The following is a 21717-nucleotide window of genomic DNA, read 5'->3' as shown; positions in this document are numbered from 1 at the left end:
CGGGCGACTGTGCGGGGGAACTTTTGGATAACTACATCAATCTAATCAAACTTTCGGTCGGCACCGAAGGGGTCGAGAGCCTTGCTAAGTGGCAAGCGCGCAAGGACGTGCGGACCAAAGATGGCCTGCCCCGCCATGTGACTCGCATGTGGCCCAAGCGTGAAGCCGAGATTCTTAACGGCGGGTCAATCTATTGGGTTATCAAGGGCGTGATCCAAGCCCGCCAGCGCATCGTCCGGCTGGAGGAGATCACCCGCGCCGACGGCATCCGCCGCTGCGCCATCGTGCTCGACCCCGAGATCATCCGCACCCAGAACAGCCTGCGCCGCGCCTTTCAAGGCTGGCGCTACCTCAAACCCGAAGACGCGCCCCCTGACCTGCCTGAGGGCCGCGAGGATGAGACTGAGCTACCGGTTGAGCTAAACCGTGCGCTGGCCGAGATTGGCGTGCTCTGACCTGGCTCAGGCGTAGAGCGCATCAATCTCCTTGGCGTAGACCTCATAAACCTTGGCACGGCGCACTTTCATCGTTGCTGTGACCTCTCCATCGTCATGGTCCAACTCCTTGCGCATCAGCCAGACTTTCTTGACCTGCTCAACCCGCGCCAGATCGCGGTTGTGGCGTTCGACCTCTGCCTCAATCAACGCTTGCACCTTCGGATGCTCAGCAAGGGATCGGAAAGTCGTATAGGCGATCCCCTGCCCTTCGGCCCAAAGCCGCACGGTATCCATGTCGATCTGCACCAGCGCCGTCACATAGGGTCGCTTGTCGGCCACGGCGATGACCTCTTTGATAAAGGGGCTGGCCTTGATGACGTTCTCGATATGCGCGGGCGCTAGGTTCTTGCCCGCCGCGTTGATCATGATGTCTTTCTTGCGGTCGATTAGGGTGATCGACCCATCGGCTTCCTCCCGTCCTATATCGCCGGTGTGTAGCCAGCCGTCCTGAATGGCCTCGGCGGTGGCTTTTGGGTTTTTGTAGTAGCCTTTGAAGATCGTGCCGCCTGCGAAGAGCACCTCACCATCCTCCGCGATCTTGGTCCGCACCCCGCTAACGGGGAAACCGATGCGCCCGTCGCACTGCCCCCATGCGCGCTGGATCGTCCCCACGCCCGAGGTCTCGGACATCCCCCAAGCCTCGCGTATATTGACGCCGATGCCGCGCATGAAGCCCAGCAGCTCAGCGCTGATCGGCGCGGCGGCGGAGATCGCGAATGTCGTGCGCCCCAGCCCCAGATAGCTGCGGATATGGCGGTAAACGAGCGTGTCCCAGAAGGCATGTGCTATTCGGTCCTGCGCCCGCCACTTATCTCGCCGGATCATCCCGCGGCGCTGTGCGCCTTTCAGCGCCATGAGTGTCATTGGCCCTTTGATCCGGCCCGCGGTCTGGGCCTGCACCAACACGCCCGCCTGCATCTTTTCCCAGATGCGCGGCACGCCGAAAAACACCTGCGGTGCCACTTCGCGCAGGTCGAGGGTGATGGTCCGCAGGCTTTCGCCGAAATTCATCACGAACTGCTGCGCCAACCCGTTGATCACCGTCACCGCCTGCTCGGCAATGTGGCACAGCGGCAAATAGCTCAGCACATCGGTCCCCGCCGGGTAATCGCCAAAGACGTCCCGCGCCACGGCCACGCCCGCGTGGATGTTGCCATAGGAAATCTCCGCCGCCTTCGGCAGACCGGTAGAGCCTGAGGTAAAGACCATCATCGCGGTATCATCCGGCTCGATTCCTGCCTGCCGTGCGCGCAGGTCGTCGGCCAGATCAGCGATCCGCGCCCGCCCCCGCGCCAACAGGTCATCAAAGCTGATCAGCCCCATTAGGTCTTCGCCCCGCGTGCCTTTGGGGTTGAAGATCACCAACTGCCGTAGTTTTGGCACCCGGCCCTGCAACTCCTTGATCTTGTCCAATTGCTCCTGATCTTCGATGAACAGCACCGTGGTATCCGAGGCATTCACCAGATGCTCCAACTCCGCCGCCGGACTGGTGGGATACATGCCCACCACAACCCCCGCCGCTGCGTTGATGCCAAACTGCGCCTGCACCCATTCGCTGCGGTTTTCACTGAGGATGCCGACGTGATCGCCCGCGTTCAGCCCCAGATCGACCAGACCCGCCGCCGCGGCCTGCATGATCTCTTGCAGGCCCGCCCAGGTGATCTCGTTCCAGATGCCGAATTCCTTTTGCCGCATCGCCACGCCGTCGGGGCGGTTCTTCGCATGGTTGTGCACCATACGCACCAGCGGCGCGAAATCGCCCTTGAACTCGTCGAATGCCATCACGGGCCTCCCTAGCTGAGCCAGCGTTTGCGGCGCTTGTAGTGTTTCACATCACGGAAGGACTGCCGCGCGCCGCCCTCCTCGCCCATGCCGAGGTAGAAAGACTGGATGTCTTTATCGCCGCGCAGCTTTTCCACATCACCTTCCATGACGATCTGGCCGCTTTCCATGATGTAGCCGTAGTCAGCGACGGAGAAGGCCACGCCGGCGTTCTGCTCCACCAATAGGATTGCGGTGCCGTCCTCTTGGTTCAGCCGTTTGATCGTGTCGAAAATCTCTGCCACCACCTTGGGCGCGAGGCCCAAGGATGGCTCGTCCATCAGGATCAACTCAGGCCGCGCGATCATCGCGCGGCCAAAAGCCAGCATCTGCTGTTCGCCACCCGACAGGTAGCCCGCGATCTGCTTACGCCGCTCCTTCAACCGGGGGAAAAACGCATAGACCTTATCATAGTCCGGCTTCGCCTTGCGTTGATCCAATGCATAAGATGCCGCGATCAGATTGTCCTCCACCGTCATCTCGCTGAAGATCCGCCGCCCCTCACGCACATGGAACAGCCCCTGTTGCACCAAGCGGTCCGGCTGAATCGTCATGATCGACTGGCCCTTGAAGGAAATCCGTCCCTCGCCGACCTCACCATTCTCAAGCGCCAGCAGGTTGCTCGCCGCCTTCAGCGTCGTCGTCTTGCCCGCGCCATTGGTGCCCAAAAGCGTGACGATCTTGCCGTCTGGCACCTCCAAAGACAGCCCGCGCAGCGCCTGCACCGTGTGATGGTAGGTCACTTCGATGTTTTCGATGGTTAGCACGGGCGCTCTCTCTTTCTATGGGGTTTGGGGCGCCCGCCGGACGCCCCGCCATCCGGTTAAACGGTGAACCAGTCCGATTTCGGCGTGAACAGCCCGTCTTCGGGGTTGTAGCCATAGACACGCCCGGTCCCGATTGCGTTGTTCTCCATGCTCACCGGTCCGCCAAAGAAACCACCGGAATCCCAGTCAGAGATATTCGCGAGAGTCTCGGCGATGTTATCCGCCGTCAGTTCTTGGCCCGCCTCAGCGGTGTCGCGGAAGGCCTTCATAGCAATCTCCAGCCCGCACATGGTCTGGATCGCCCAGGTCGACATGTAGTTCTCCAGCGGCGTGCCGGCGAACATCGCCTTGCTGAGTTCGGCGTACTGCTGGTAGCGCGGCGCGTCTTCGCGGTCGTAGAAATAGCGGTAGGGCATGACGCCTTCATAGCCCTCAAGGAACGGCCCCGCCTCGGCGGTAATGCGATCGGCGATCAGCTTTTCCATGCCCCAGAAGGTGCCTTTAAACTTGACCGGTAGGCCGAACTGCCGCGCCCCGCCGATGAGTTGCGGCCAGACGCCGGTGACATAGCCCTGCAAAATGCAATGATCCGCGCCCGACTGCGCCAGCTTGGTCACATGGGTCGGAATGTCGGCACCCTCAGCCTTGGTGCTTTCCTCCAGCACGACTTCCAGCCCCAACTCCTCAGCGGTCTTGCGGCCATGCTCGATGGGGTCGCGCCCGAACTCAGTGTTGGAGAAGATAAAGGCCACCTTCTGCCCGCCCTCGTTCTTGATGTTCTGCAGCAGGATGTCGAACTGGCTTTGGTAGGTCGGCCCTGAAAGATACTGGTAGGGGTGCGTCGCCGGATCGGCCAGTTCCGAGGCGAAAGATGTCGACCCCATGATCCGCGCGTTCTCGCCCTTCAACTCAGGCGCAATCAGCTTCATCGCCCCGGTGCTGTCGGCAAAGTAGCCGATCATGTTCTTGCCTTCGGACGCCAGCGCGCGCTGGTAGTTGTTCAGCGCGTTCTGCGGCACGTATCCCGAGTCTTCGGTAACAAACCGGATCGGCGTACCTGCAATGCCGCCTTCGTCGTTAAAGAGCTTCGCCGCCATGGCAAAGGCTGGCGCAACAAGCTGGCCTGCCGTGGCGAAAGGCCCCGTGAGCGGCAGCGAGGCGCCCAACACATATTCCTTGGGCTGCGCGCGCAGGATCATCGGCGTGCCGGTGGCCGCGGTGGCAGCAGCAGTGGTGGCGAGGAAGGATCGGCGGTTCATTGTCATCTTATCTTCTCCCTAAAGTGGCCTGTTGTTATTATCCGCGCGCAAAGGGCCATCTGTTTGCAGCGCGTAATATGCGGTCGACAATCTGGTTGATGCCCAGCGGTTCTTTCAGCAGGAACAGCACCAGCAAGACCCCAAAGGCGATCTGTTGCAGCGGGGCGCGCAGCTGCCCGGCCCCGGCGGAATCCCCTGCCAGTGCGCCAAAGAGCACCTTGATCACCTCCGGCACCATCACCACGATAATGACACCAAACACCGGCCCCATCGTGCGCCCCATGCCGCCGATAATCAGCGCCGCCACGAGGTTCAGAGACAGCGCCAGCTCAAACTGTTCCGGCAGGATACGGGCGTAGAAATAGGCAAAAAGCGCGCCCGCCAGCCCGCAATAGGCTGCTGAAAGGGCAAAGCTCATCAGCTTGTAGCGCAGGAGCGAGATGCCGAGTATTTCAGCAGAATAGTCACGGTCTCGGATGGCGATAAAGGCCCGTCCGATACGGGTTCGGATCAGGTTCTGCGCTGCGAGCAGCGACACAAGCCCCACGACAGCAATCAACCCGAACATCTCGCGCTTGGTGTCCAACTCCCAGCCCAGCAGGTTTGGCACGTTGGTGTTGATCCCCACCATGCCACCGGTCCAGGGGGCAAAGAGGTCCTCTTCGATCAGAAAAATCACGATGAAATTAGCCGCCAGCGTCGCCACCGCTAGATAAAGCCCTTTAACCCGTAAGCTCGGCAGTCCAACCAAGACCCCCACCGCCGCCGCCAAGGCCACCGCCAATGGCACGGAAATGAAAGGCATCAGCCCTGCCGGGATCACCCCGGCCCCGAGATTGCCAAAGATCGTGACCGCATAAGCACCGATGGCAACAAAAGCGCCGTGGCCCAGTGACACCAGCCCGGTGTAGCCGGTCAGGATATTGATCCCCACCACGGCGATCAGCAGGATTCCCATTTGGCTGGCGATGAGGATCAGGTAGTCATTGCCAAACAAGGTAAACAGTGCCAACCCCAGAATCGTCGCATAGACAAAGGCTTGCTTGTAACGGTTGTTCAGCACCCGCTCATCGGCGGCATAGCTGGATTTAAGGTTCGCGTTGATCATATCCGCTCAACCTCTTTCTGGCCCATCAGCCCATGCGGTCGCCAAACCAGTACGACCAGCACGGTAACATAGGGGACAATCTCGGCCCAGCCGCCGCCCATTTTCCATTGGGTCATCGCCTCAAGCACACCGACAACCATCGCTGCGATCAACACGCCGACATAGCTGTCGAGCCCGCCCATAAGCACGATTGCGAGCACCGAAAAACCAAACAGCCCGAGGCTGGGCGAAATCCCATTGCGTGTGGCCAAAATCGCGCCGGCAATAGCGCCTGTCGTGCTGGCCAGCACCCAAGCGCGGGAGAAGACCTTTGGCACCGAGATGCCCATGGAATAGGCGGTCGACTGGTCCTCTGCCGTGGCGCGAATGGCGATGCCGCCCTTGGTAAATTTCACGAAGGCCACGATCCCGCCAAACAAGAGCAGCGCAACAGCCATGTTCACCAGATCGGTGCCAAAGAGGAAGATCATCGTGCCGAACAACTCAAAACGGATCGGCATATTGGGCGCGATATAGGGCACGCTCGCTGCATCCGCTGTCCAAATCAACTGCGCCGCCCCCGACAGGATCGAGATCAGCCCAACCGTCACCATGATCATCGCAAAGATCGATTGCCCCATCAGCGGTCGCATCAACACCCGCTCGATAATCCGCCCTAGAATGGCGTTGCAGACCAATGCGCCAAACAACCCCAGCAGGATACGCGGCAGGTTCGCCACCCAGTCCAGCACCGCGGCCACTGGCGAGAACATCGGCAACTCGCCCCGCATCTCAACCATCCAGCCGGGCTGCCACGAGGCCAACCACGCGGGCGCCCAAGGTTGGCCCGGGACGATCACCGCAAAGGTAAAATAGAAATAGGCCCCGAACATGATGAGGTAGCCATGGGCAAAGTTAACCACCTTCGTGGCCTTGTAAACGCTCACGATCCCAACGGCGATCAGGGCGTAAATCGCACCCGCCATCAACCCGTTGATCGCAAATTGAACAAACTGCCCCATTAGAACGCCCCCCTGCGCCGTGCTGAATATTGAGAAAATTCAGCCCCGATTTCTTTGAAGGAAATCGTCATGCCGCTGCCCCCAGATAGGCTTCGATAACCGCCGGGTTTTTCGACACCTCCTCCGGTGTGCCGCTGGCGATCTGCTGGCCAAAGTTCAGCACAACGATGCGGCTGCAGATGTCCATCACCATGTGCATGTCGTGTTCCACCAGCAGGATCGTGGTGCCGAACTGCTCTTGCACATCCAGAATGAACCGCGCCATATCGGCGGTCTCTTCGCGGTTCATGCCCGCCACAGGCTCATCCAACAGCAAGACGCGGGGCCGCATTGCCAGCGCCCGGCCCAACTCAACCCGCTTTTGCAGACCATAGGGCAGCATGGTGATCGGGTATTTTCGAATGTGGTCGATCTCAAGAAAGTCGATAACCTGTTCTTCGATCTCGCGGCGCAGCTCCAACTCCGCCTTCTGCGCCGCCCCGAAGTACCGCAGCGCCTGCCAGACGTTGGTATTGAGCCGCGTGTGACCGCCCAGCTTGATATTGTCGAGCACGGTCATGCCGCGAAAGAGCGCGATGTTCTGAAAGGTCCGCGCCAGTCCAAGCGCCGCGCGTTTGTCAGGGCTCAGCGTTGTGATGTCCTGCCCCTCAAAAGACACACGCCCCCGGTCAGGTTTGTAGAAGCCTGATATCGCATTAAAAAGAGAGGTCTTGCCCGCACCGTTCGGGCCTATGACGCCGGTGATCTCACCCGCGTTCGCTTCGAAATTCACGCCCTGTAGCGCTTTGATCCCGCCAAAGGACAGATGGAGATCTTCGATTTTTAGCAATCGCCCACCCCCGTGCAGCAACTGCTTCGGCCCCGCGCGAGGGGCAGACGACATCCGATCATCGACGGATCCTCCCTATGTCCCACGCTGCACCCCTTTTGGCGGGGCTTCAGCATTGGGCCTGTTGATCCCTTCACCCTATCCGAGTGACGACATCCCGCAAGGGTCTTGATGATCCGCATCGTGAAACAACCCCAAACCGCGCGGCGCCGGGGGTTGCAATACATTGGAAAGCAAAGAATTAGTCAGCGGTATAACGCTACGTCAGGTCAATTGCGCGACCAGTGTTTTCAGGGCTTTTCGGCTGTGATCCTCCAAAGGCGCCATGCGCGAGCGCCAGAGCGTCGCCTGCGATTGCAAGATCAACCCGTCGCTGAGGATCTTCAGGTGGTTGGCACGCAGGGTCTCTCCGCTTGAGGTGATATCGGCAATCGCCTCGGCGGTCTCATTGAGCACAGTGCCTTCCGTCGCGCCTTGGCTATCGACCAGCGCATAATCGGCAACCCCATGGGTGCGCAGAAATTCACGCACCAGCCGGTGATATTTCGTGGCAATCCGCAGACGGAACCCGTGTTCGGCACGGAAGGCAGCTGCGGCTGCGTCCAGATCGTCCAGCGTATCGACGTCAACCCAAGCCTGCGGCACCGCGATAATCAGATCGGCGTGGCCAAAGTTCAACTCCTCCACCGGCTCAACCAACTGATCCCAAAGCGCTAGCTTTTCCTGCACCAAATCGGTGCCGGTCACGCCCAAGTGGATGCGCCCTGCCGACAGCTCACGCGGGATTTCCCCGGCTGAGAGCAGCACCAGCGACACATCCTCAATCCCTTCGACCTTGCCCGCATATTCACGATCCGACCCGGTGCGTTGCAGGGTTACGCCGCGTGCGCCGAACCATTCAAAGGTCTTTTCCATCAGCCGCCCCTTGGACGGCACGCCGAGTTTTAACGTCATTGCGCGGCCTCCAATTCCAGCATCAGGCCGGGGCGCATGACACCGCCCACCGCCGGGATTTCTCCGCCCTGCCCCAAGCGCCGGGTCAGCGCGTCATAGCGCCCGCCGCTTGCGATATTGGGCAGATCGGGCCGTGTCTCAGCGCGGAAGGCAAAGACGAAACCGTCGTAATATTCCATCGAGGACCGCCCATGGTTGGCTTCAAAGATCAGCGCATCTGTGTCGATCCCCCGCGCGCGCATCGCATCGGCCCGGTTGGCCACGCGGGTCACCGCATCGGCAATCGCGGGCATATCCACCATCAAATCACGCAAGCGGCTCAGCGCATTTGGCAGGGTTTCGCGCACTTCCAAAAGCGCATCGAAAAGATCGACCTGTTGCGCTGAGATCGGTGGCGTTTTGGCATCCTCTCGCAGCGCCTCTACCCGCGCATCAATTTCCGCGCGCGTGCGCAGCCCGACCATCGGCGCGTCACAAGCGGCCCCGTCTGGGGCCAGCAGGGTCTGACGCGAAACCGGCACGGCACTGCGGCCTGCATAGCGATCCAGCAAAGCGCGGAACCTGCGCGGACGCCAGATATGCCGCATCAGGGCCTGTTTGCGTGCGGGGGAGGTCTCAAGCCCCTGCACCGCTGCCATCAAAACGCCAATGTCACCCGTCACTGGACGCACCGGAAGCCCGGCCAGCGCCTCGGCGATCAGCGCGAAAACTTCCGCATCCGCCGCTGCCGGATCAACGCGGTCAAAGACCTCATAGCCCACCTGAATATACTCATTGGGCCGGTTCGGATCATGCTCCTGGCGGCGAAACACCTCGCCGGAATAGGTATAACGCGCCGGCTCCGCGCCATGTGCCATATGCATCTGCACCACCGGCACGGTATAGTCAGGTCGCAACATCTGCTCGCCGCGCAGCGCGTCCGAAGTGACATAGGCCCGCGCCCGAATGTCCTCGCCGTAAAGGTCCAGCAGCGTGTCTGCAGGCTGCAAGATTGGCGGCTCAACCAAAGCGGCGCCCTGCCGCTCAAAAATCGCGCGCAGGCTGGCCGCGCGGGCCAGCGTGTCAGAGCGTGTGTGCATCAGCTTGTCCGATCCAGAATATCGCGCACCGCCTGCACCAATTCGCCGCGCGGCACCTCATACTGGTTCTTGCGTTCTTTCCACTCGTCATGGCTGGCGTCCTGCGCCATCTGCGCGCCCAAAACCATATCCTTGATCTGCACAACGCCGCGTGCTTGCTCGTCGCCGCCTTCGATGACCACCACCGGGCTTTGGCGTTTGTCGGCGTATTTCATTTGGTTGCCGAAGTTTTTGGGGTTGCCCAGATAAACCTCTGCCCGAATGCCCGCCTGCCGCAGCTCGGCCACCATCGCCTGATAATCGGCCATGCGGTCTCGGTCCATCACGGTGACGACGACCGGGCCGGTGGCCTCCTTCGCCAAACGCCCCTTCGCGGCAAGCGCCGCCAACAGACGGTCCACCCCGATTGAGACGCCGGTCGCAGGCACTTCCTGCCCGGTGAAACGTTTGACCAGATCGTCATAGCGCCCGCCGCCCGCGACAGAGCCAAAGTTCCGCGCGCGGCCCTTTTCGTCTTTGATCTCAAAGGTCAGTTCGGCTTCAAACACCGGCCCGGTGTAATAGCCAAGCCCGCGCACCACTGAGGGGTCGATTTCAACCCGGTCCGGGCCATAGCCCCCCGCTGCCAACAGGTCCGAGATCAATTTTAACTCATCCACGCCCTGCACGCCGACATCGGAACCTGTCACTAACTCCCGCAACCGCGCCACCGTCTCGGCCCCGCTGTCGCGTTTCGCCTGCATGAAGCCCATGACCACGTCGGCCTGCGCCTCCGCCAGCCCCGCGCCCTTGGTGAAATCACCACTGTCGTCTTTGCGGCCCTCGCCTAGAAGCGCACGGACACCATCCGGCCCCAGCCGGTCCAGCTTATCAATCGCCCGCAGCACGATGCCACGCTCGGTCTCTTTGTCGTCACCCGAAAGACCCGCAACTTCAAGCACCCCATTGAGCACCTTGCGGTTGTTCACGCGCACGACATAGTCGCCGCGTGCGATCCCGACCTCTTCCAAACAATCCGCCAACATCGCACAAATCTCAGCATCCGCCGCCACCGAAGGCGCGCCGACCGTATCCGCATCACACTGATAAAACTGCCGAAACCGCCCCGGACCGGGCTTTTCGTTGCGCCACACCGGCCCCATCGCATAGCGGCGGTAAGGCAGCGGCAAATCATTGCGGTGCTGCGCGTAGACCCGCGCCAAGGGTGCTGTCAAATCATAGCGCAGCGCCAGCCAATCGCCGGGCTTGTCGCCCTCTGCGTCCTCCTGCCACGCAAAGACACCCTCGTTCGGGCGGTCCACATCGGGCAGGAACTTGCCAAGCGCCTCAACCGTCTCTACGCCCGAGCTTTCCAGCGCGTCAAACCCATAGCGCTGATAGACTGCTGCGATCTTGGAGAGCATCTCGGCCCGATGGGTCACCTCAGCCCCGAAGTAATCGCGAAACCCCTTTGGGGTCTGCGCCTTGGGACGGGGGTTTTTCTTGGGCTTTGCCATGGCAAGGTTCCTCGGTGCATCAATTGGCCTCGCGTCTAGCTCAAGCCCCCCGCAAGGGCAAGTAAAGGCACGCGGAGTCCCAACCCGCTTGTTCTAAGCGAAACATGGTCGGCAAGCAGTGCGGCACGCAGCGCCCCCTGTCCCGGTCCGCCAAGTCATGCTAAGCCCGACAAAAAGGATGCCCCCATGTCAGACACCACCGACCGCCTCGAAGAACAGATCGCCCATCTGACGCGCAGCGTCGAAGACCTCTCTGAAGTTGTCGCACGTCAGGAAGAAGAAATCGTCACCCTCAACCGCCGCGTCCATATGCTCATGCAACGCGAAGGCGAGCGGGATGCGTCGGGCGGCGGCGCTGTGTTGCTGGGCGACGAACGACCACCGCACTACTGAACCTGCGTGTTATTGCGCGGATTTCATCGCGATGGCCATGACGGCGCCATCATGCACCAATATCTCTGACCAGCGCGACGTCTCGCCAAAGCGTTCATAAGCGCTGACGAAAAAGGTGTTCTTGTCGAGCGCCGCCACACGCCGACCGCAGGGCTGTCCCCGCCGCGTGCCGCAGACCTGTCCTTTGATTTTCTCATAGACCGCATCGGTCTCGCCATAGGGGAGGTTTTCTCCGGCTGGGCCAAAGCGAAACTGCTCATAGTCCGACGCGCCCGCGAGCAGCACATTTGCCGCTGTTATTTGACGCGGACAGCCGTCCGCAAAGCCGGTGATGTAATATTTACGCGCTCCCGATGAGCTGGGTTCGGAATCGTAAAGGTGATAGCCCCTGGCCGCGGTTTCATTAACCTGCTGCCCCAGATCGCGTCCTTTGGCTTCGCAAACACGCGCAACCTCGCCAAAATGCTGCACCGCGCCAAAATCGGCATCGCGGACGTCCGCTACACTGTCACCCGAAAAGCTGCCCCCGCCCGGCAAAGCGCCACAAGCGCCCAAGAGTGCCAGAAGGATAAAAAGGCTCGCTGCTCGGTTCATGGTCCGCTCCCGTTGGTTTGGGCGGAGGTAGCGCGGAGGGGGCTGATCGTCCACCGGCGCGGCGGAGAATCCGCCCGTCGTCGCGCGGATCAGATTTCTTCAACCTCCATCACCCCATCAAGCGAGCGGATCGCGCCTTTGATCTGCGGCGTCACCGGGAATTCGCGACCAAGATCAACCTCAACCTCACCGGGCAGATCGGGGTGCATCAAGCAGAACTGCACCGGTCCCTTGCCCGCCGCCTTGACCGCTTGGCGCGCCCCGTCGAGCACATCGGCCACCGCTTGTATAGCGCCCGGCGCATCGATAAAGACCCGCAACCCCATGCTGCCCGCATCTGCCACCGCCGCGTCGATCGGCGCGACCGAACGGCCAAGCAGCTTAAGCTGGTCGCTCTCCATCGTCGCCTCAACAGTGATGACGATCTTCGAGCCGACTTCGAGATGTTCGCGCGCCAGTTCCAGCGTGTCCGAGAAGAGCGTCACCTCATAGCCGCCCGTGGTGTCCGACAGCTGTGCAAAGGCAAAGCGGTTGCCCCGCGCCGATTTGCGCTCTTGCCGTCCTGCGACCACCCCGGCCAACCGCGCGTTCATCGCGCCGCGGGTACTGACCTTCTCGGTCAATTCGTCAAGCGTCAGGAACGGCAGCCCCGTCTCCCGCGCCCATTTGCGGCGCAACGGGGCCATGTAGTCGTCCAGCGGGTGACCGGACAGATAGAAGCCCACCGCTTTGAACTCCTCGGCCAGTCGTTCCGCTGACTGCCAATCATCGCAGGGCAAGATACGCGGCTCCGGCAGGTCGTCGCCCGCTTCGCCAAAGAGCGAGACTTGGTTGCTGGCCTTCTGCTCATGGATCGCTGCGGAATAGCTGACCAGCCCGTCAAGCGATTGGAACACCCGCCGCCGGTTGCTGTCGAGTTGATCGAATGCGCCCGAGCGCACCAGCATTTCCAAAGGCCGCTTGCCGACGCGCTTCAGGTCCACCCGCCGCGCGAGGTCAAAAAGCGTGGCAAAAGGCTTATCGACCCCATCCACCTTGCGGCCCTCGGTCACGAGTTTCATCGCTTCGAGCCCGACGTTCTTCAAAGCCCCCAGCGCATAGACCAGTGCCCCATCGACCACTTTGAACGTCGCATCCGAGCGGTTCACGCAGGGCGGCACCCAAGGCAGTTCCAGCCGTTTGCGCACCTCTTCAAAGTACACCGCCAGTTTATCGGTCAGGTGAATATCGCAGTTCATCACCCCGGCCATGAACTCAACAGGGTGGTTCGCCTTCAGCCAAGCCGTCTGGTAGCTGACCACCGCATAGGCCGCGGCGTGGGATTTGTTGAAACCATAGTTGGCGAATTTTTCCAGAAGGTCGAAGACCTCCGCCGCTTTCTTCTTGTCGACCCCATTGGCCATCGCGCCCTTTTCGAACTTGGGACGTTCCTTGGCCATTTCCTCGGCGATCTTCTTACCCATCGCACGGCGCAACAGGTCGGCGCCGCCGAGTGAATAGCCCGCCATGACCTGCGCGATCTGCATCACCTGTTCCTGATAGACGATGATGCCTTGGGTCTCCTCAAGGATGTAGTCGATCGACGGGTGCACCGATTCCAATTCGCGCTGGCCGTTCTTGACCTCGCAATAAACCGGGATGTTCTCCATCGGGCCGGGACGGTAGAGCGCCACGAGGGCGACGATATCCTCGATACAGGTGGGCTTCATGCGCTTGAGCGCATCCATCATGCCGCTGGATTCCACCTGGAACACGGCCACGGTCTTGGCGCTGGAATAAAGCTTATAGGTGGCCTTGTCGTCGAGCGGGATGGTGGCGATGTCGTCGATATGCCCCTCAGGCGGCTGGTAAAGCTCGCGCCCGTCGGCGGCGATGTGCAGGTGGCGCCCGCCTGCCTTGATCTGATCCACCGCGTTCTGGATCACTGTGAGCGTCTTCAGGCCCAGAAAGTCAAACTTCACCAGCCCGGCCTGTTCAACCCATTTCATGTTGAACTGCGTCGCCGGCATGTCGGAACGCGGGTCTTGGTAAAGTGGCACAAGCTGATCGAGCGGACGGTCCCCGATCACGACGCCCGCCGCGTGGGTCGATGCGTTTCTCAGCAGCCCTTCGACCTGTTGGCCGTAGTCAAGAAGCCGCGCCACGACCTCCTCGTTCTTCGCCTCTTCCCGCAAACGCGGCTCATCCGCCAGCGCCTTTTCGATGGAGACGGGTTTTACCCCCTCGACGGGGATCATCTTGGACAGACGGTCGACCTGCCCATAGGGCATCTGCAACACGCGCCCGATGTCACGCACCGCAGCCTTGGACAAAAGCGCGCCAAAAGTGATGATCTGGCCCACCTTGTCGCGGCCATATTTCTCCTGCACATAGCGGATCACCTCTTCGCGGCGGTCCATGCAGAAGTCGATGTCGAAGTCGGGCATCGACACCCGTTCGGGGTTGAGGAAGCGCTCGAACAGCAGAGAATAACGCAGCGGGTCGAGGTCCGTCACCGTCAGCGCATAGGCCACCAGCGACCCCGCGCCCGAGCCCCGCCCCGGCCCCACCGGGATGTTGTTGTCCTTGGCCCATTGGATAAAGTCGGCAACGATCAGGAAGTAGCCCGGAAAGCCCATGCCTTCGATGATGCCAAGCTCAAAATCCAGCCGTTTCTGGTATTCCTCGACGCTCACCGCATGGGGGATCACCGCGAGACGGGCTTGAAGCCCTTCGTTGGCCATGCGGCGCAGTTCCGCGACCTCATCATCGGCAAACTTCGGCAAGATCGGATCGCGGCGATAGGCCATGAAGGCGCAGCGCTTGGCGATCTCGACAGTGTTGCTGAGCGCCTCTGGCAGATCGGCAAAGAGCGTCGCCATCTCGGCCTGCGACTTGAAGTAATGCTGTGCGGTCAAGCGGCGGCGCGGCTGTTGCTGGTCGACATAGGCGCCCTCAGAGATACAGATCAGCGCATCATGCGCCTCATACATGTCCGGCTTGGGGAAATAGACATCGTTCGTGGCAACCAGCGGGATGTCCATCGCATAGGCCATCTCGACAAAGCCGCGCTCGGTCAGACGTTCAGCCTCCGGCTGGCCGCCGTCTTCGGGGTGGCGCTGCAACTCGACATAAAGCCGGTCGCCAAAGGCAGCCTTTAACCGCGCCATCAACGCCTCTGCAGCCGGGCGCTGCCCACCTTGCAGGAGCATCCCCACTGGCCCCATCGGCCCCCCGGTCAGGCAGATGATATCCGCGCTCAGCGCTTCCAACTCGGCCAGCGTCACCTCGGCCACCGCCCCGCCTTTATCAAGGTACAGGCAGGAGTTCAGCTTCATCAGGTTCTCATAACCCAACTCGCTCTGCGCTAGCAGCACCACCGGCGCGGGCGGGCGCGGCTTCTCGCCCGGCTGCACCTCGACATAGGCGACATCAACCTGACAGCCGATGATCGGCTGCACCCCGGCACCCGCCATCGCGACGGAAAACTCAAGCGCGGCGAACATGTTGTTGGTATCGGTCAGCGCCAGCGCGGGCATGCCCGCATCGCGGCACATGCCGGGCAGCTTTTTCAGCCGCAGCGCGCCTTCCAACAAGGAATACTCGGAATGGCTGCGCAGGTGAATGAATCGGGGAGCATTGGACATGGCCGCAAGTTACGCCAGCCATTCCGAAGGCACCAGCGCCGGATCGCCCCCCAAGCATTTTTACCTCCAACGCATTTTTACCCCCAACGCATTTTTTCTTGCCAAGCGCCCCTTCCCCCCGCTAGCCTGACCTCCACCTTGCCCGCGCCCGGTTCTACGCCGCATCGAACCCCGCGCAACTTTATGGGCACCGAGTACCGCGGCGGATGAAAACCGATGGACATCACTTTTCTTCTTAACGGAGAAGTCGTGTCGCTCTCCAACGTATCCCCGACGACGACACTGCTGGACTGGCTGCGCGAAGAGCGCGGGCTGACGGGGACCAAAGAGGGCTGCAACGAGGGCGACTGCGGAGCCTGTTCAGTCATGATCACCGACGAGAACGGCAGCCGTGCGCTCAATGGCTGCATCCTGTTTTTGCCGCAAGTGAACGGCAAAGCTGTTACTACGGTCGAAGGCATGGCGAGCCCCGACGGCACGCTGCACCCTGTGCAAGAGACCATGGTCGCGCATCACGGCAGCCAATGTGGCTTCTGCACGCCGGGCTTTGTTGTCTCGATGGCCACGGCGCATCTGAACGGGGCCACCAACCATGATGTGCAACTGTCGGGCAACCTCTGCCGTTGCACCGGCTATGCGCCGATCATCCGCGCGGCGGAAGCAGCCGAGGATAAGCCCGTACCGGCACATCTGCGCAATCTGTCAGGCAAGCTGGCGCAGGACATCCCTGCCCCTGCCAAAGCCGAGGGCACGCCGCATGTGCAGCCTGCAAACAGCGACGAACTGGCGGCATGGTATCTCGACAATCCCGAAGCCACGCTGATCGCCGGGGCCACCGATGTAGGCCTCTGGGTCACCAAGGGGTTCCGCGATCTTGGCCCTGTCGCCTTTCTCAACCATTGCGCCGATCTGCGCGGGATTACCGAGGATGAGACCGGCCTGCGCATCGGTGCGATGACGACGCTCACCGAGGTCGAAGCAAAGCTCGCGCCCCTGCACCCCAGTCTCGGCACCATGCTGCGCCGCTATGGCTCGACCCAAGTGCGCAACGCCGCGACTTTGGGTGGCAATATTGCCAATGGCTCCCCCATCGGAGACGGCCCGCCCGCGCTGATCGCCCTTGGGGCCACGCTGCATTTGCGCCGTGGCGACACGCGACGCGAGATCGCGCTGGAGGATTTCTTCCTCGACTACGGCAAGCAAGACCGCGCGCCGGGGGAATTCGTCGAGGCCATCACCATCCCGCGCCAGCACGACACACTGCGCTGCTACAAACTGTCAAAACGTTTTGATCAGGACATTTCGGCGGTCTGCGGCTGCATCTCGATCACCGGCAACGGCACCGAAATCCTCACCGCCCGTATCGCCTTCGGTGGCATGGCCGCCACCCCCAAACGCGCAGCGGCGGCAGAGGCCGCGCTGGTTGGCCAACTGTGGAGCGAAGAGTCCATCCGCGCCGCCATGGAGGCGATGACCCAGGATTTCACTCCGCTGTCAGACATGCGCGCCTCTGCGGCTTACCGTATGGAGTCAGCGCGAAACATGCTGCTGCGCTATTTCCATGACGCCAACGGTGCATCCACCAATGTGCAGGAGGTCTCGGCATGAGCGTTGCAAAACCCCTCCCCCATGACGCCGCGACCCTCCATGTCACCGGAGCCGCGCGTTACGTCGATGACATTCCGACTCCACGCGATACGCTGCATCTGGTCTTTGGCCTCAGCCCCGTCGCGGCGGGCGATCTGACCGGGCTCGACCTTTCCGCTGTGCGCGAAGCCCCCGGTGTCGTCGCGGTGCTGACGGCTGCGGACCTCAAACATGATTGCGACACCTCCCCCTCGAACCATGACGAGCCGCTCTTGGCGACCGATCAGGTCCATTACGCGGGCCAACCGCTCTATCTCGTCGTGGCCACGAGCCATCTCGCTGCTCGTCGCGCCGCACAATTGGGTAAGCCACAAATCGCTCCGCGTGAACCGATCCTAACCATCGAACAGGCGCTTGCCGCTGACAGCCGGTTTGAAGACGGGCCACGCATCTATCAAAAAGGCAACGCCGAAGCCGCGCTGTCGAAAGCCAGCCGCCGCCTCTCCGGCCAGATCGAGATGGGCGGACAGGAACACTTCTACCTCGAAGGCCAAGCCGCCCTCGCCCTGCCACAAGACAACGGCGATATGCTGGTGCATTCCTCGACCCAGCACCCGACAGAAATTCAGCATAAAGTGGCCCATGCCATTGGCCGCCCGATGCATGCCGTGCGGGTCGAGACGCGCCGCATGGGCGGCGGCTTTGGCGGCAAGGAAAGCCAAGGCAACGCTTTGGCGGTGGCCTGTGCGGTTGCAGCATCGCTCACCGGCAAGCCCTGCAAAATGCGCTATGACCGTGATGACGACATGATCATCACTGGCAAGCGGCATGACTTCCGCATCAACTATGACGTGGGCTTTGACGAGACGGGCCGCATCACCGCGCTGGACGTGACACATTACACCCGCTGTGGCTGGTCGATGGACCTGTCGCTGCCGGTGGCGGACCGCGCCATGCTCCATGCCGACAACGCCTATCACCTCAGCGACATCCGCATCACCTCGCACCGGCTGCGCACCAATATGGCCAGTGCCACGGCCTTCCGCGGGTTTGGTGGGCCGCAGGGAATTGTGGGCATTGAGCGGGTGATGGATCATATCGCGCATGAGTTGGGCCGCGACCCGCTCGCTGTGCGTCGGGTGAATTACTACAGCGACAACGCGCATGAGGCGACGGAGGTCGAGAACACCGGCACCGCCATTGACAACCGCACCCCGCCGGAAGCGGAGGCCGATCTTTCGTCGCGCGGCGCACCGCCCGCGCCGACGGAGGCGAAAACCGTCCCCACCGCTCCAACGGACGCGCAGACAACACCCTACCATCAGCCGGTCACCGATTGCATCATTAACACGCTCACCGACCGTTTGGCCGAAACCTGCGATTACGAGGCCCGCCGCGCCGCCATCGCGGAATGGAACGCGCAGAACCCGCTGCTGAAACGCGGCATCGCGATCACCCCGGTCAAGTTTGGTATTTCCTTCACCCTCACCCATCTCAACCAAGCCGGAGCCTTGGTGCATGTCTATCAAGACGGCTCGATCCACCTGAACCATGGCGGGACCGAGATGGGCCAGGGGCTGTTCCAAAAGGTCGCGCAGGTTGCCGCGTCGCGCTTTGGCGTCTCGCCTGAAATGGTCAAGATTACCGCCACCGATACGGCCAAGGTGCCTAATACGTCGGCCACGGCGGCATCGTCGGGCTCGGACCTCAATGGCATGGCTGCGCAAAACGCCTGTGACACGATCCGCGACCGCATGGCCGTCCATCTGGCCGAACGCTATCAGACCACGCCAGATCAGGTGACCTTTGCCGATGGCATGGTGCGGATCGGCGGAGAAGAGATCACCTTCGGCGCCGCCGCCGCTTCGGCCTATGAAAACCGCGTCAGCCTATCTGCCGCTGGCTTTTACAAAACGCCAGAGATCGAATGGGACCGTATCGCCGGACGCGGGAAACCGTTTTATTACTTCGCCTATGGCGCCGCCTGTACCGAGGTGGTGATTGACACGCTCACCGGAGAAAACCGGATTCTGCGGACGGATATCCTGCATGACGCGGGCGCGTCGCTGAACCCCGCGCTCGACATCGGCCAGATTGAAGGCGGCTATGTGCAAGGTGCGGGCTGGCTCACCACCGAGGAACTGGTCTGGGACGAGACCGGCACCCTGCGCACTCATGCGCCTTCAACCTATAAAATCCCCGCCTGTTCGGACCGCCCGCCGGTCTTTAATGTGGCGCTTTGGGACCAGCCGAACCCGGCGCAGACTGTCTACCGCTCCAAAGCCGTGGGTGAGCCACCGTTTATGTTGGGCATCTCGGCCTTCATGGCGCTGTCGGATGCGGTGTCAGCCTGCGGCGACAGCTACGGCGACCTACAAGCGCCCGCCACCGCCGAGGCCGTCCTCGCCGCCGTGGGACGGGCGCGGAAATGACCGCGATCTACGTCGAAATCACCGCCACGCGCGGCTCGGCCCCGCGCGATGCGGGCACGGCGATGAAGGTCACAGCCGACAATATCGAGGGCACCATCGGCGGCGGCGCGTTGGAGCATAAGGCGATTGCCCATGCGCGGCACCTCTTGGCGAAAGGTCAGCGTGAGGACAGCCAGACCATCCCGCTTGGTCCCGGTCTGGGTCAATGCTGCGGCGGCGCGGTGAGCCTGCACTACACCGCCACCCCGCGCCCGCTCGACAATTCAGCCCCCCTGCCGATTGATACCGAACTGAAAAGCAATGTCCCGCTCTGGCTTTGGGGCGCGGGGCATGTGGGCCGCGCTGTGGTCGCCGCCTGCCCGCCCGCCGCGTTTGACGTAACATGGATCGACAGCGCGCCTGACCGGTTTCCGACCGATGTGCCCGAACATGTGACCGTCACCCCTGCGGCGGAAATGCCGCGTCTGGCTGCTCATGCACCGCAGGACGCGCACCACCTGATCTTCACCTACTCCCATGACATCGACCTCGCCCTTTGCGCCGCTTTGCTGCGGCGCGGCGCGGCCAGCATCGGTTTGATTGGATCCGACACCAAAAAGGCCCGTTTTTCCCGACGTTTGAGCAACATGGGGCTGGACCCCTCCGGCATCATCTGCCCTATTGGCGAAAAATCGCTGGGCAAGCTTCCGGCGCAGATCGCCCATGGAACATTGACCGCTCTTATCGCCCGGACCCAGACAAAGGTTTCCGCATGACACAGCCCCTTCTCGACCTCTCCGGTGTGACCAAAGCCTATCCCGGCGTTGTCGCGAATGATGATGTGTCTTTGCGCATTGCCCCCGGTGAAGTACATGCCCTCCTGGGCGAAAACGGTGCCGGGAAATCGACGCTGGTGAAAATGATCTACGGGCTGGTCAAGCCAGATGCCGGTCAGATGCAGATGCGTGGGGAGGCTTTTGCCCCCGCGAACCCCCATGCCGCGCGCCAAGCGGGGGTTGGCATGGTGTTCCAGCACTTTTCGCTCTTTGACGCGCTCAGCGTGGCGGAGAACATTGCGCTCGGAATGGAAAACCCGCCTAAAATGCGCGCGTTGAGCCAGCAGATCCGCGATGTGTCGGACACCTATGGCCTGCCGCTTTCGCCCGATCGCACTGTTGGTGATCTTTCGGCTGGGGAACGCCAGCGGGTCGAGATCATTCGCTGCTTACTACAAGAGCCCAAACTTCTGATCATGGATGAGCCGACCTCGGTGCTGACGCCCCAAGAGGTTGAAATCCTGTTCAAAACCCTGCGCAAACTCAGCGCGGAAGGCACGGCGATCCTTTACATCTCTCACAAGCTCGAAGAGATCCGCAGCCTTTGTGACAGCGCGACGATCCTGCGCTTGGGCAAGGTCGTGGGCCATTGCACCCCGCGCGAGACCTCGGCCCGTGACATGGCGGAGATGATGGTCGGCTCCGCGCTGAAAACACCAACGCGTGACAGTAAGGAACCGGGCAAAGTGGTCCTGACGCTCAACAACCTGTCCGCACGGTCGGCCCATGCCTTTGGCATGCCGCTGCGCGAAATCTCGGTCGAGGTGCGGCGCGGTGAGGTGCTGGGCATCGGCGGTGTTGCGGGCAATGGGCAGGATGAGTTGCTCAACGCGCTCTCGGGCGAGACATTGGTCAGCCCCGGAATGCTGACCTTTGACGGGCGCGACATTAGCCTGCTTGGCCCCACCGCGCGCCGAGAGCTTGGCGTCTTAGCCGCGCCCGAAGAACGGTTGGGCCATGCGGCGGTCCCGGATATGTCACTGACGGAAAACGCCATGCTGACCGGGGCCGCCCGCGAAGGGCTGGAGCGGAGCGGTATGCTGGATTGGGCCAAGGCTCGCGATTTTGCCGAAAAGATTATCAAGGCCTTTGACGTGCGGACCCCCGGCCCCGGTAATGCGGCGCGCTCGCTGTCCGGCGGGAACCTGCAAAAGTTCGTCATTGGCCGCGAGGTGCTGCAACGGCCTGAGCTTTTGGTGGTGAACCAGCCGACATGGGGGGTCGACGCCTCTGCCGCCGCTGCGATCCGACAAGCCCTGCTCGATCTGGCGTCAAACGGCACCGCCGTCATTGTCATCAGCCAAGACCTTGATGAACTGATGGAGATTTCTGACAATTTCGCCGCCCTGAACGAAGGCCGCCTGTCACCGACGCGCCCCGCGCAGGGGCTGACGGTTAATGAGATTGGCCTGATGATGGGCGGTGCGCATGGCATGGAGGTGGCGCATGTTTGAGGCAG

The 21717-nt window shown here is 61.7% G+C and carries 17 protein-coding genes; 6 read left to right on the top strand and 11 right to left on the bottom strand.

Annotated features, from left to right (window positions below):
* Window positions 1-23 precede the first annotated feature (23 nt).
* Complete coding sequence (locus HTT03_RS14685; RefSeq protein ID WP_174860530.1) at window positions 24-455, top strand: DUF1489 family protein; 432 nt, start codon at window positions 24-26, stop codon at window positions 453-455.
* Window positions 456-461: 6 nt separating this feature from the next.
* Here the strand turns inward: HTT03_RS14685 and HTT03_RS14680 are convergent, their stop codons facing one another.
* The 9 genes from HTT03_RS14680 to hisS all read right to left on the bottom strand — a co-directional run bounded on the left by HTT03_RS14680 (window position 462) and on the right by hisS (window position 10811).
* Window positions 462-2279, bottom strand: a complete 1818-nt coding sequence (locus HTT03_RS14680; RefSeq protein ID WP_174860529.1) for an AMP-dependent synthetase/ligase — start codon at window positions 2277-2279, stop codon at window positions 462-464.
* 11 nt (window positions 2280-2290) lie between these two features.
* Window positions 2291-3085 (bottom strand): ABC transporter ATP-binding protein, encoded by a 795-nt coding sequence (locus HTT03_RS14675; protein WP_093744075.1) that lies wholly within the window; start codon window positions 3083-3085, stop codon window positions 2291-2293.
* A gap of 56 nt (window positions 3086-3141) precedes the next feature.
* Window positions 3142-4350 (bottom strand): ABC transporter substrate-binding protein, encoded by a 1209-nt coding sequence (locus tag HTT03_RS14670; RefSeq protein ID WP_246253547.1) that lies wholly within the window; start codon window positions 4348-4350, stop codon window positions 3142-3144.
* Between the two features lie 31 nt (window positions 4351-4381).
* Window positions 4382-5452, bottom strand: coding sequence for a branched-chain amino acid ABC transporter permease (locus tag HTT03_RS14665; protein ID WP_174860528.1), 1071 nt, complete (start codon window positions 5450-5452; stop codon window positions 4382-4384).
* Complete coding sequence (locus tag HTT03_RS14660) at window positions 5449-6453, bottom strand: branched-chain amino acid ABC transporter permease (RefSeq protein WP_174860527.1); 1005 nt, start codon at window positions 6451-6453, stop codon at window positions 5449-5451. The genes HTT03_RS14665 and HTT03_RS14660 overlap by 4 nt, the downstream gene beginning before the upstream one ends.
* 67 nt (window positions 6454-6520) lie before the next feature.
* Window positions 6521-7336 (bottom strand): ABC transporter ATP-binding protein, encoded by an 816-nt coding sequence (locus tag HTT03_RS14655; protein WP_174860526.1) that lies wholly within the window; start codon window positions 7334-7336, stop codon window positions 6521-6523.
* 210 nt (window positions 7337-7546) lie between these two features.
* Window positions 7547-8236, bottom strand: a complete 690-nt coding sequence (gene hisG, locus HTT03_RS14650) for an ATP phosphoribosyltransferase (RefSeq protein WP_174860525.1) — start codon at window positions 8234-8236, stop codon at window positions 7547-7549.
* Window positions 8233-9315 carry an ATP phosphoribosyltransferase regulatory subunit gene (locus HTT03_RS14645; protein WP_174860524.1) on the bottom strand — a complete coding sequence of 361 codons (1083 nt, stop codon included), beginning with the start codon at window positions 9313-9315 and terminating at the stop codon, window positions 8233-8235. Before HTT03_RS14645 ends, hisG begins: the two co-directional genes overlap by 4 nt.
* On the bottom strand, window positions 9315-10811 hold the full coding sequence (hisS, locus tag HTT03_RS14640; protein ID WP_174860523.1) for a histidine--tRNA ligase: 1497 nt from the start codon (window positions 10809-10811) through the stop codon (window positions 9315-9317). The genes HTT03_RS14645 and hisS overlap by 1 nt, the downstream gene beginning before the upstream one ends.
* Before the next feature lie 186 nt (window positions 10812-10997).
* Between hisS and HTT03_RS14635 the strand changes: the two genes are divergently transcribed.
* A complete protein-coding gene (locus HTT03_RS14635; protein ID WP_174860522.1) occupies window positions 10998-11204 on the top strand; it encodes a SlyX family protein in 207 nt (68 codons plus the stop codon).
* Between the two features lie 9 nt (window positions 11205-11213).
* On the opposite strand, the gene HTT03_RS14630 is transcribed toward HTT03_RS14635, so the two are convergent.
* Both HTT03_RS14630 and dnaE read right to left on the bottom strand, forming a co-directional pair.
* A complete protein-coding gene (locus tag HTT03_RS14630) occupies window positions 11214-11798 on the bottom strand; it encodes a hypothetical protein (RefSeq protein WP_174860521.1) in 585 nt (194 codons plus the stop codon).
* An 89-nt stretch (window positions 11799-11887) separates the two neighbouring features.
* On the bottom strand, window positions 11888-15424 hold the full coding sequence (dnaE, locus tag HTT03_RS14625; RefSeq protein ID WP_174860520.1) for a DNA polymerase III subunit alpha: 3537 nt from the start codon (window positions 15422-15424) through the stop codon (window positions 11888-11890).
* Between the two features lie 216 nt (window positions 15425-15640).
* Here dnaE and xdhA point away from each other — a divergent pair, with 216 nt between their 5' ends.
* Genes xdhA through HTT03_RS14605 form a run of 4 tightly spaced genes read left to right on the top strand, consistent with a single transcriptional unit; the run spans window position 15641 to window position 21712 of the window.
* Window positions 15641-17032, top strand: coding sequence for a xanthine dehydrogenase small subunit (gene xdhA / locus HTT03_RS14620; protein ID WP_174860519.1), 1392 nt, complete (start codon window positions 15641-15643; stop codon window positions 17030-17032).
* Window positions 17029-19443, top strand: a complete 2415-nt coding sequence (gene xdhB, locus HTT03_RS14615) for a xanthine dehydrogenase molybdopterin binding subunit (protein ID WP_174860518.1) — start codon at window positions 17029-17031, stop codon at window positions 19441-19443. Before xdhA ends, xdhB begins: the two co-directional genes overlap by 4 nt.
* Complete coding sequence (xdhC, locus tag HTT03_RS14610; RefSeq protein ID WP_174860517.1) at window positions 19440-20198, top strand: xanthine dehydrogenase accessory protein XdhC; 759 nt, start codon at window positions 19440-19442, stop codon at window positions 20196-20198. Before xdhB ends, xdhC begins: the two co-directional genes overlap by 4 nt.
* Entirely contained in the window at window positions 20195-21712 is a 1518-nt protein-coding gene (locus HTT03_RS14605; protein ID WP_174860516.1) for an ABC transporter ATP-binding protein, read from the top strand. The genes xdhC and HTT03_RS14605 overlap by 4 nt, the downstream gene beginning before the upstream one ends.
* Window positions 21713-21717: the final 5 nt, after the last annotated feature.

It is taken from the genome of Sulfitobacter maritimus (genome assembly GCF_013346665.1).
GTDB classification, from domain to species: domain Bacteria; phylum Pseudomonadota; class Alphaproteobacteria; order Rhodobacterales; family Rhodobacteraceae; genus Sulfitobacter; species Sulfitobacter maritimus.
Note: the sequence above shows the minus strand (reverse complement) of the source record. Positions and strands in the feature narration are given on the sequence as shown.